Source organism: Actinospica acidithermotolerans (assembly GCF_018139625.1).
GTDB classification, from domain to species: Bacteria; Actinomycetota; Actinomycetes; order Streptomycetales; family Catenulisporaceae; genus Actinospica; species Actinospica acidithermotolerans.
The window spans coordinates 41,626-52,364 of record NZ_JAGSOH010000042.1 but is presented as its reverse complement, the minus strand read 5'-3'; the positions used below and the strand labels follow the sequence as shown (position 1 = coordinate 52,364).

The 10,739-nt window shown below is 69.3% G+C and carries 13 protein-coding genes; 1 reads left to right on the top strand and 12 read right to left on the bottom strand.

The features are described from left to right. Window positions 1–3: 3 nt before the first annotated feature. The 11 genes from KDK95_RS16045 to KDK95_RS15995 form a co-directional block, all read right to left on the bottom strand. Window positions 4–456, bottom strand: coding sequence for a pilus assembly protein TadG-related protein (locus KDK95_RS16045; RefSeq protein WP_249161375.1), 453 nt, complete (start codon window positions 454–456; stop codon window positions 4–6). After that, the gene (locus KDK95_RS16040) at window positions 453–944 is read right to left on the bottom strand and encodes a TadE/TadG family type IV pilus assembly protein (protein ID WP_212518977.1); all 492 of its coding nucleotides are present in this window, start codon (window positions 942–944) and stop codon (window positions 453–455) included. The genes KDK95_RS16045 and KDK95_RS16040 overlap by 4 nt, the downstream gene beginning before the upstream one ends. Further along, on the bottom strand, window positions 941–1,375 hold the full coding sequence (locus KDK95_RS16035; protein WP_212518976.1) for a TadE/TadG family type IV pilus assembly protein: 435 nt from the start codon (window positions 1,373–1,375) through the stop codon (window positions 941–943). Before KDK95_RS16035 ends, KDK95_RS16040 begins: the two co-directional genes overlap by 4 nt. Window positions 1,376–1,501: 126 nt before the next feature. Continuing rightward, the gene (locus KDK95_RS16030; RefSeq protein WP_212518975.1) at window positions 1,502–1,705 is read right to left on the bottom strand and encodes a hypothetical protein; all 204 of its coding nucleotides are present in this window, start codon (window positions 1,703–1,705) and stop codon (window positions 1,502–1,504) included. Window positions 1,706–1,879: 174 nt separating this feature from the next. Further along, on the bottom strand, window positions 1,880–2,776 hold the full coding sequence (locus KDK95_RS16025) for a type II secretion system F family protein (RefSeq protein ID WP_212518974.1): 897 nt from the start codon (window positions 2,774–2,776) through the stop codon (window positions 1,880–1,882). Continuing rightward, complete coding sequence (locus KDK95_RS16020; protein WP_212518973.1) at window positions 2,773–3,672, bottom strand: type II secretion system F family protein; 900 nt, start codon at window positions 3,670–3,672, stop codon at window positions 2,773–2,775. The genes KDK95_RS16025 and KDK95_RS16020 overlap by 4 nt, the downstream gene beginning before the upstream one ends. After that, on the bottom strand, window positions 3,669–4,988 hold the full coding sequence (locus KDK95_RS16015) for a TadA family conjugal transfer-associated ATPase (protein ID WP_212518972.1): 1,320 nt from the start codon (window positions 4,986–4,988) through the stop codon (window positions 3,669–3,671). The genes KDK95_RS16020 and KDK95_RS16015 overlap by 4 nt, the downstream gene beginning before the upstream one ends. Continuing rightward, window positions 4,985–5,797, bottom strand: a complete 813-nt coding sequence (locus KDK95_RS16010) for a hypothetical protein (RefSeq protein WP_212518971.1) — start codon at window positions 5,795–5,797, stop codon at window positions 4,985–4,987. The genes KDK95_RS16015 and KDK95_RS16010 overlap by 4 nt, the downstream gene beginning before the upstream one ends. Then, window positions 5,797–6,489: an SAF domain-containing protein gene (locus KDK95_RS16005; protein WP_212518970.1), complete on the bottom strand. Its 693-nt coding sequence runs from the start codon at window positions 6,487–6,489 to the stop codon at window positions 5,797–5,799. The genes KDK95_RS16010 and KDK95_RS16005 overlap by 1 nt, the downstream gene beginning before the upstream one ends. Window positions 6,490–6,543: 54 nt before the next feature. Continuing rightward, window positions 6,544–7,464 (bottom strand): hypothetical protein, encoded by a 921-nt coding sequence (locus tag KDK95_RS16000; protein WP_212518969.1) that lies wholly within the window; start codon window positions 7,462–7,464, stop codon window positions 6,544–6,546. After that, window positions 7,464–8,078 carry a hypothetical protein gene (locus tag KDK95_RS15995; protein WP_212518968.1) on the bottom strand — a complete coding sequence of 205 codons (615 nt, stop codon included), beginning with the start codon at window positions 8,076–8,078 and terminating at the stop codon, window positions 7,464–7,466. Before KDK95_RS15995 ends, KDK95_RS16000 begins: the two co-directional genes overlap by 1 nt. Window positions 8,079–8,691: 613 nt before the next feature. Here KDK95_RS15995 and KDK95_RS15990 point away from each other — a divergent pair. Then, complete coding sequence (locus KDK95_RS15990) at window positions 8,692–9,204, top strand: prepilin peptidase (protein ID WP_212518967.1); 513 nt, start codon at window positions 8,692–8,694, stop codon at window positions 9,202–9,204. A 601-nt stretch (window positions 9,205–9,805) separates the two neighbouring features. Here KDK95_RS15990 and KDK95_RS15985 read toward each other — a convergent pair. Then, on the bottom strand, window positions 9,806–10,726 hold the full coding sequence (locus KDK95_RS15985) for a phosphotransferase family protein (RefSeq protein ID WP_212518966.1): 921 nt from the start codon (window positions 10,724–10,726) through the stop codon (window positions 9,806–9,808). Between the last annotated feature and the right edge of the window lie 13 nt (window positions 10,727–10,739).

Below are 10,739 nucleotides of genomic sequence, written 5' to 3'. Positions count from 1 at the left end.
GGGTTAGTCGGGTTGTTCGGCGGTGGCGGTGGCGGTGGCGTTTTCGGTGAACGAGCCGATGCCGATCATCGAGAGGATCTCGGTGGTTTGGGTGCGGGTGGCGGTGACGGTCACGGTGTCGCCGTTGACGGTGGCGGTGCCGGTCTCGCCGTTGGCCGCGAGGTAGTTCTCGGCGGCGGTGACGGCGGCGGCGTTGTTCAAGATGGCGGCGCCGGTGGCGCGGAAGGTGGCCAGGTCGATCTGCTGGGCGCCGGTGCGGGCGGCCTCTTGGGCGTCGTCGAGGGCGGTGACCCGTGCGGCCAGTGCCCGTCCGCCGTCGAAGACGAGTCCGGCGAGCACGAGCAGGGCGACGACCATGATGACGGTGAAGGCGGTGACGAATCCGTCCTGTGCCGTGCCGGTCGCGATCGCCCGGGCGCGCAGCCGCCTGGCCAGGTCTCGTGTCAGGGTGTTCATCCGGTCGTCCCCGTGGTGGTGGATCCGTAGCGGTCTACGACGCTGGTGGAGGTGGCCGAGATCGTGTGTGCTCCGGGCAGGTCGATGCCGGACAGGTCCTGGTAGTCGACCGTGCAGGAGACGGTCACGCTGACCATCGAGCCGGGTGTGAGGTTGCCGACGTCGGCGGAGACGTTCATGGATCGGCAGGTGGTGCCGGATTCGGAGAGGGCTTGGGAGGCGGCCTGTTCGGCGGCGCCGTCGGCTGCACCCGGGTAGGTGGCGAGGGTTGCGGCGCGGGCTGCTGCGTGGGCGGCGTCGTGGACCTGGATGCTTGCGTCGGAGGCGCGGCCGAGCGCGACGATGAGCAGCATCAGCACGATGAAGATCGGCACGACGAGGACGAGTTCGACCACGACGCTGCCGCGCTCGCGTTCGGCCCGGACGTGCTCGAGTCGGCGCCGCGCGGCGCGCAGGAGGGTGTTCGACGGGTTCGTGTGGCGGGTCATGGCTGGGTGATGGTTTCGATCGGGGCGCTGATGTGCGCGGTGACCTGCGGGTGCCAGCCGGGGATGAGCGATTGGGGGTGGCCGGTGACCACGACGGTCGCGGTGGTGCCGGTGTAGGTGACCGAGACGCTCGCGTCCGGCAGTTCGGCGCCGGCGATCTGCTTGAGGGTCGCCTGGCCTTGTGATTGTCCGAGTCCGGGGTTCGCGCCTTGGGCGCGGGCGGCGTTGACGGCGGAAGAGGCGGCGGTCTGCGCGCACTGCTGGGCGAGCCAGATCAGCCCGAACTGGACGATGAACAGCAGCAGCAGGATCAGGGCCGGGACGGCGATGACGAGTTCGACGGTGGCCGCGCCGCGTTCGCGGCCGAGCGCGCGCACGCGTGTGGTCAGCGCGGCGCGTGCTGCGCGGAGCGTGGGCGTGGCGTGTGGCACGACAGGCTCCTTACTCGGGTAGGGCGTGTGGGATGGGACAGTGCGCGGGGCCCGGAGCACGGGCGGGCGTGCTGAGGCGGGTGTGGCCGGGCCCCGCGGCGCGGCGGGAAGCGATCGACAAGCCTTTTAGCTTCCCATCTGGATGTTGTTGGCGGCGCTCGTGGTCTTGTTCACGATGATCGCGACGATGGCGATGGCGGCGGCGGCCATCAGGCCGACGACGATGACGTATTCGACGATGCCTCCGGCTTCCTTGTCCTCGCGCAGGGCCGCGAAGCGGTCCTTCAGGACGCGGAGCATGAAGGCCAGGGGGTGGATCTCAGAGAACATGGGGTGGTGCCTTTCTCGTGGTGCGGCCCCGTTCGGCACAATCGCGCCGTGGGTTTCCCGCCTGGACGCTTAGGCCCGGGGGAAGCTGGTGTCCGCGCACATCCGGCGCGGGGAGGTCCGAAGTCCGGGATGCCGGCGGCGTTCGCATCGCCTCCTGCGAACCCGGACCAGTTCTTAGAGTGCTGACATGGCGTGGCTCATGGCGGGGTAGGCGATGAAGAGCATGAACCCGGCGAACATGCAGATGACCGGCAGGCTCATGCGTTCGGTGGCCTGCTGGCTGGCGGCGTCGGCGTCGGCCAGGGCCTGGGCGCGCAGTCCTTGGGCTTTGGAGGCGAGCGAGGCGCGGACCTTCGCGCCTTCGGCCCCGGCCAGTGCCATCGTGGCCGCGATCTCCTGCAGGGTCGCGACCTCGAGTTCGTCGCCGAGCTGGCGCAGCGTGGTCCACGGCGCGGTGCGCGAGAGCCGGGCTGCGGCAAGGGCCCGGCGCAGGGCGGAGAACGCCCAGCCTTCGCCGGTGCGCGCGGCTTCGGCGAGTGCCGCCTCGACGCCGGAGCCGCCGGACAGGGAGATCACGACCAGGTCGAGGTAGGCCGTCAGGGCGTGGCGGAACTCCTCGCGGCGGGCCCGGGCCTCGGACTTGACGACCAGGTCGGGCAGGTAGAACCCGGCTGCGGCGAGCCCGAGCGCGCCCCAGACCGGGATCACCCACGGCAGTTGCACACCGAGCAGGGCCAGCACGGTCCAGATCACCGGGGCGAACAGCAGCCCGAAGACGGCGAGCACGGCCTTTTCGGCGAGGTGGCGTTGCGGGGCGCGCTCGAGGACCGCGAGGTCCTTGGCGATGTTCGCGCCGGGCAGGTTCGCCGCGGCGAGCCATCCGGCCATCGGAGCGCCGAACCTGGTGGCCCACCCGCCCGTGTCCGCGCCCAGGATCGCCGGGGCCGCGGGGGGCCGGTTGAGCGCGTCGAGTGCCTCGGCCAGCGTGGGGGCCGGCGGGAACGCCCAGCGGCCGATCAGGGCGATCCCGAGGCCGAAGGCGGCTCCGAACAGCATCAGGTACACGGTCATGACACGCCCCTTCGTTCGGTCTCGGGCTGGGTCTCGACGCGGGTGAAGAACCGTGCCGGTGGCTTGCCGCGGGAGATCTTCGCCAGCCACACCGTGGCGGTACCGAAGAATCCGGCCACCATTACCAGCACCAGCTGCCCCTCGGGTGTGGCGTAGGGGCTCAGGTAGGCGCGGTTGAACAGGATGAGCCCGACCGCGAAGGTCACGACGGTGCCGATGATGATGCGCACGCTCGTGCGGGTGCGGGCGCGTTCGGCGGTGGCGCGCATGTGCAGCCCGGCCTGGGCTCGGGTGGCGGCGGCCATCTCGCCGAGCATCTCGGCGAGGTTGCCGGCCTGCTGGCGCGAGGCCTGGATGAGGGAGACGACGATCACATCCGCGTTCGGGTCGGCCAGATCGTGCTGGAACCGGGCGAGCGCCGAGTCCAGGCGCTCGCCGCGCCCGATCGCCTCGGCCAGGGCCGCGACCTCCTCGCGGATCGGGCCAGGCGCGGCGGCCGCGCTCGCCAGAATCGTCTGCTCGAGACCCGCCGCAGCCGAGAGCGTGTCGCGCATCATCTCCGCCCACGTCGCGATCGCCTCGATCCGCGCGATCCGCGTCTTGGCCCCGGCGTCCCGTCCGACCAGGGCCGGCAGGAACCAGGCACCGGCCGCGGCCAGCAGCGCGGCTACCGGCCAGCCGGTGAACAACCCCGCGAGCACCCCGGCGCCGAACGCGATACCGCCGCGGCGCCACACGCTCCGGTCGTACAGGTAGGAGGCGAACACCTCGGCCCGCGACGGGCCGTCGCTAGGCCCCGTGTCGTTCGCGACATCGCCGAGGGCGCGCAGGATCAGCAGCAGCCCGGCGGCGACAGCGAGCGCCGCGACCGCCAGGGCGATCATCGACGGGCTCATGCCGTCCACCCCCGCTGGAACGAGGCCGGATCGGCGCCCGCGTCGATCAGCTTCTCGACGGTCTCGGCGCGCCACCCGTAGGCGTACTCGGCGCGCCCGTCCGGGCCCGGCCGATACACCTCGTTGCTGGTGACCTGGGCGCCGTTGCACCCGGTGACCTCGCGCACCCCGGTGACGAACCGCTTGCCGTCCTTGCCCTTGGCCACGTGCACGATCACGTCCACGGCCCCGGCCACCAGCAGGTTGATCGCCTCCAGGCCGAGCTTCTCCGGCGCCTGGGCGGCATAGGCCTGGAAGCGCTGGAAGACGCCGGCGGTGGAGTTGGCGTGGACGGTGGTCATCGACCCGTCGTTGCCCTGGGACATCGCGTTGAGCATCGGCAGGATCTCATCGCCGCGCACCTCGCCGACGATCACCCGGTCCGGGGACATGCGCAAACCCATCCGTACACAGGCGGCCTGCGAGATCTCCCCGACCCCCTCGAGGTTGGCCTCGCGCGCCTGCAGCGGCACGACGTTCGGATGCGCCACAGGATCCTTATGCAGCCCGAGCTCGAAGGTGTCCTCGATGGTGACCAGCCGCTCGGACGGCGGTATCTCGCCCGCGAGCGCGTTCAGCAGCGTCGTCTTGCCCGCGTTGGTGCCGCCCGCGATCACGATGTTCAGCCGGGCGCGCACCGCCGCGGCGAGCTGATCGGCCAGCTCCGTCGGCAGCGTGCCGAACTCGACGAGCTTGCCCAGCGGCACGTTCGAGTAGCGGTGGCGGCGGATCGAGACCGAGGGACGCTCGGAGATGCCCATCACCGCGAACAGCCTTGAACCGTCCTTCAGCGCGAGGTTCAGGTGCGGCGAGCCGCGGTCGAACCTGCGCTCCTCGGTCCCGGCGCGCGCCGCGACCATCCGGATCATCTCGACGAGCTCCTCGTCGCTGGCCGCGACCGGCCCGACCTTTTTGCCCTTCTCACCGGTGGTGTCGATGAACACCACGTCGCAGCCGTTGGCGTAGATGTTCTCCACATCCGGGCGATCCAGCAGTTCCTGGAATCCGCCGAGGCCGAACAGGGCGTCGAACACGGCCTTGGCCACGCGCTGCTCGGCGGCGGAACTGAGTACCTGCGTGTTGGTGTTGATCGCCTCCGAGGTGCGCTCGGCGAGCGCGGCGTTGATCAGCTCGCGGCCCTTCTCCTCGCGTTCGCGCGCGGAGTAGGCCGCATCCCCCGCCCACCCGGCGAGCCGGTCGCCGACCTTGCCGCGCAGCTCGGCAATCACCTGCGCCTCGAGCGTGCTCGCGGTCGCCTGGTCGAATATCGCGGTCATGCGGCGCTCCTCACACGGTGCGGTGCCGGGCCTTTCGCGGCCTCCGGCATGTCTTCGGCAGGCGGCTCGGCGTCGTCGGCCCGGGCGTGGTGGGCGGCCAGTTCCGCACCCAGCGAACGGGCGGCCTTCGGCAGCGCCAGCGCGGCAAGGTGGCGCCGCTTGCCGGTCGCGCCGCCCAGCAACGCGGCCGCCTTCCGGTCGTGCGGTAGCTGCGCCCACACCCGCATCCGCATGTTCGCCTGCACCTGGTCGCGGTCGAATCCGGGCCCGGCGAGCACCAGGCCGAGTTCGGTGTTCGTCGCCTCGGCGCGGATCGCGAGCGCGTCCAGCGACTTGGCGAGCCGGTCGCACTCCTCCAGCGTGGGGCGGGCGAGGAGCAACGCGATGTCCGCGGCGGCGATGATGCGGTGGGCGTGCGAGCCTGCGTCCAGGCGCCCGCAGTCGACCACGGCGACGACCTCCGGGTCGCGCGCGAGGTTCGACCACAACGGCAACCCGTCCCCGGTCAGCAGTTCGAGCGCGCCATCGGCCTGCTCAGCCGCGGCGGGAGCGGCGATCACCGACAGCCCGCCGGGAAGCTGCTGCGCGTGCTCGAAGGCGACCTGCACGCGATGCTCCCGGCGCGCCGCGGCCGAGAGCGAGACCAGGCCCGGCTTCGGCTCCATGCCGAAACGTGCGGCCAGATCGCCGCCGGCCGGATCGGCCTCGACCACCAGCACCTGCTGCCCGCCCGGCCACAGCGCCGCGAGCGCGAGCGCAGCCGTGGTCACCCCCGGGCTGGCCTTGAGCGAGGCGAGAGCGATCAGCATCACTGACCCCCGGCCGACAGCACGATCAACTCGGCGCCGTCCGCGGGGATCGCGGCGATCTGCCCGGCCGCGGACTGCACGGCCTGCAGCGAGACCTCCACATCACCCGAGGAGTTCGCCGCCGCGGCCACCGACAGCACGGTCGCGGTCGGCAGACTCGCCACCTCGATCGAGGTCCCGCTCTGCCCGCTGGCCGTCACCGGCGCCACCGCCACCGTGGCGCCCGCCGCGAGCTGAGACGGATAGGAGCCGGGTTTCACCTCGAGCGCGACCAGCGCCTGCCCCGCCGCCGGTATCGACCCGGACCCCAAGTCGGCGGCCGAGAGCAGCGTCCCGGCCGGAAGGCTCACCCCGGCCCGGTGACCGATCACCTTCGAGGCGTCCGAGACCGGAATCAACGGGACCGAAGAGTCCGCGGCCACCTGCGCGCTGCGCAGATCGCTGAGGCTGATCACCTGCCCGGCGGTCACCGCCGAGCGCAGCTCGATCACCGACGTGCGTCCGCCCAGGTGCGAGTACGCCACCGCGAACGCTCCCGCGCCGGCTAGCACGAGGACGGCGCCGACGGCGAGGAACGGCCTAGTCCGCTTGCGCGGCGCGACCGCCAGCCGGGAGGCTCCCGGAGCGCGGTTGGGGCTCCGGGGGATGCGGCCGAGCCTTGTCGGGCGGGGTGAAGAGATGGGTGTAGCCATGTGCGTGCCTAACGGGTTGTCGTGCGGGATGGACGCGGATTCGGGGCGGCGGATCTAGCCCCCGGTCACTAGCGCGCGGGACTGCTCCACATGAACCGCCTCGGTCGCGGTGGTGGTCATGCCGTTGAACGCGCCGCTTTGACCGCTGCCTGCCCAGGTGACGTTCCAGGTGATCGTGGCGCTGACCGTGAAGTCACCTCTGCCAGAGTCCTTGGTGTAGGTGTGCCCGCAGGTTGGAGACGCAGTGTTCGCCGCGTCGGAGTTGGAGTACGGGGTGCCGGGACCGGAACAGGTTGTGCTCGTTTCATCGCCCCAGGACCAGGTCACCGAGACCGGTTTGGCTGTCGCGGTCACTGATTCCCCGGGCACCGATGCGGTCGCCGACTGCGCGGTGAACTGGCTGGTCGGCACCCAACTCCACATCGGCACTGACACCAACTGTGGATGGCCCGGAGCCGGGTTCGACTCGATCATTGGATCCGGCAGCTTCAGCTTCCGCTGCGCCTCGGCGGCCAGGACCGCAGGGGCCGGCAGCGCGGGAGCGGTCGGCAAGGTGCCGTTCGGCACCCACACCACCTGCGTTGTCGTGGACGCGATGTTGTTGGAGTTGATCGCATCTGGGCAGGTCATCAAATACCATGCGCCCGGCTTCTTACCGGGCGTCACCCCAGCTGGAGGCTGATAGCTCGGATCCGCCTGATATGTGCACGCTCCATTGACGATCGTCAACGTCGGCGATGCGGCGGCACCTCCAGATCCGGAACCCAAGGACGAGCCCGACCCGCCGCCGGCGTCACCGCTCTGAGGGGACGGTGAGGGGGTCTGGCCGGGTGATCCAGGAGAGGACGCGGTGATGGTGCACGATTCGACGGTGGGGTCACACTGTGTGCCGCCGCCGCTGTTGGCGAACGCGGCCTGGGTGCAGCTTGCTATGAGCGCGATCACGATCGCGACGAACAGGAAGCGACGGGTCATCAGCAGGTCCCAACGACTTCCATGACGAGCTTGCTCACCTTCCAGGTGCCGCCGTTCAAGGTGACCAGAGCCTGAGTCTTCTCGCGACCGCCTGGCACGTTGTTGTAGAGATGACCGTCAGTGGTGTACAGGAGCCAGGCGTTCGTTTGGACACAGTCATTGATCACGACTTGCGTCGGGTTGCTCGCCGGGACGGCTTGACTGACCGTGGGATTCAGTAGTACTGGCTTGCCATGTGCCACCGCGCCGTCGACGTTCGTGTTTACGTAGACCGCGCCGGTCACGTAGGAGAGAGCTGCGCCTGTCAGGTGGTTGGCGAGCTGCGGATTCTGATAGTCGGCCTTGTTGGGGATCGCCTCAACTGCCGTCCAGTCCGCGAATGCGCCGCGGTAAGCAGCCAGGGCCTTGGTTGCGGCCAGCGACGACGCCAATGCGGCTGTACCGGTGGGCGACGGCGCGCCAGACGCCGCTGGCGGTGTCGTTGATCCTTCGGGGCTCGTAGGGAGCGAGCTCGCCCCGCCCTGGCTGCCGCAGGCGGCCACCGACGCGATGATCGCACTGGCCAAAAACGCCGCTGCGACACATCGCCTGCTTCGAACGTGAATCATCGCCAACCTCAATGGTCTCTGTGCTGTGGGTGCTGCTGGGCCGCCCGACCTGACTGTGGGCCGTTCTCTAGGTCGCCGCTGTGAGATGGCTGCGGCGCGACGCCCAACGATCGCTACGGAATCGACCTTTGATCAGGCTTGATCCCGACGGGGCTGTGGGCGGCTTGCCCAGGACATGTCCCTCTGCGCGCCCGTATGCGCGTGGCCCCTGAGGCACCAGCAGGAGCGTCTAGGCACCGCTGCACGTGAACACGCGGCATGACAAAATCCCCCCAAGCTAGGGCTTAGAGTGCTCTCGTGAGCAAATGATCTCTTGCCCTAGATTTCTACATGATCACCCCCCGTAGTGGGCAAGAGGCGCGGCGTGGCTCATGTCCGATTGTTGCCGTATGATCAGCAAGCCGTTGTCATTCGGTTATAAATTCGGAGGCTAAGTAAGCGCGTAAGATGCGCGATTTCGGCCCGGGCAGCTGTGTGATCGTATGGAATACGGGCAGGTCAGAGGTATGATCGGATGAGTATGTGGATGGCCGTGGCTGCAGGAGGGGGCATCGGAGCAGCCTCCGGTATGTACGCGGCCCATCCGCTGGCCGGCCATTGCCGTAGGCGCGGCACGACAATGGCCGCTCTGTCGACGGTAGGCGCGGCGCTAGGGGTGGCGATCGCCGGCCGGATGCATCCGTCGGCACTGGCCGTAGCCTGCCTCGTTCTGCTCGCCGTCGCGCTGCCACTCTCGACGATCGACGTGGCCACCCGCAGGCTGCCCGACAAGGTGGTGCTGCCAGCCCTCGCCGGATGCGCCGGACTGCTCGCGATCGCGGCCGGTACCGCCGGAGCGTACGGACAGCTCTGGCGAGCCCTGGCCGCGGCGGCCGTCGTCTTCCTCGCCTTCACTGCTCTGGCGCTGATCATCATGGGAGGGCTCGGGTTCGGCGACTGCAAGGTGGCAGCCCTGTGCGCGCTGCCGCTCGGCTACCTGGGCTGGACTCACGTGCTGCACGGCGTTATCGCCGCGTACCTTCTCGCAGCGCTCTACGTCCTCGGTCGGCGCCTGGCAGGCAGAACGTCACGACATATTGCGTTCGGTCCGTTTTTGTTCTCCGGGGCTCTGCTCGTCCTCGCGGCCGTGTAGCACGCCACGCGTTTACGGCGGACGAACGGGGGACCCAGGTCGAACGTCGCGCCGAAGCAGTGCCTACGTAACGGCGAAGCGCACAGAGCGCATCACGCCGGGTCGCCTTCGGACCGTTCCTGTTCGCCGGCGCTCTGCTCGTGCTGCTGGCCGCGTAGTACGCGGCGCACCCACCGGGCAGCCTGGGTGGTGGCCACGGCGCAACAGAATCTCGGTGGACGGGGGACGGTCCGAACTGGCTGCCGCTGCGCCCCGCTGAGGTCTGGGATATGGCCGAGTCGACGCGCGGTCAAGAGGGCAGAGGATCAGGGGTGTCCTGGATGTGCCTGATCCAGCAGCGTCGTAGGGGCTTTCCGCTGGTGCCGGTTCAGGAGCGGAAGTGTCGTCTCGAAGTCCCGTTGGTCTTTGGGGCGGACGTCCTTCGCCTTGAGCAGCAGGACCGACTCGGGCCGCAGATACCGGATGCCTCGCGGTGTGCCGGATGATGTCGGTGTAGGATACGCGGATCGCTGGCTTACGCCGGTAGATCCGGCTGTCGCCGTCGTGCGGTTCGCGGAAACCCCGGCTGGCTTCACGAAGACCGAGGGCGGACGGTTGCCTACTACGCCGCGCTCGCGAATGGCGTCCAGGACGCCAGCCCGTCGGTGCCGTCCATCAGCGAAGCGAGCCGCTGGTTGAACTCCGAGCGGATGCCGGGGCTGGAGTCGAGAACCGGCAGGACTCCAGTGAGCACCATAATCTCGCGGACGGACTGAAGCACTGCCGCGCCGACCCAGGAGCGCGGGTCGAATCCGTAGGCCTCAACCAGCTGCTGGTACCCGGGTCGACCATATCGGACGGCTGCGACTAGCTCGGGGATTAGGTCCCATTCGGGCGGCCCGATGCACATCCCATCGAGATCACACAGGACGATGTGCCCCTCAGGGGCCCGTAGCAGATTGCCGACGTAGGCGTCTCCGTGGATGACGGATTGAGGGAGCGCGTACTCGAGGCTCGACAACTCCTCCTCGAGTTGGTCGAGGCGATCCGCGAACCATTCGTACTGCGCTGGGTCGAGAGCTGATCCATGCAGGTCGATGCGCATTCGACCCGTGTCGATAGGGGCGAAGTGCGGCAGTTCGAAAGGCGGCGGGCTCAATGAGTGCAGGCGTCGGAGCGGGGCGGCGAGCTCGGCACTGGACGGCTTCGGCGGTGTGGTCGGAATGTAATTCCAGAACGTGACGACGTGGTCGGATTCCTCGATCGGCAGCGGCTGGTCGATGTCGGCAGGCACCACAGCGGGTACAGAGTGCCTCTTGAGCCAGCGCGCGAGCGCGAGGACGCGGTCGACCTGAGGGAGTAGCGAGCGTGATCGCGCGATGCGAATGATCACTTCGGGCTGCCGTGTCTGGAACGTGGCGTTCACCGTTGTGTGGATCAGCTTGGCACCGGATGGGTCGAGATTAGCGTGCTCGCACGCTGCGGCGAGAGATCTGGCCAAGCGGGCACGGCTGAACGGGCCGTGCTCGGTCGTGGAGAGCATGGAGCCATTGTCT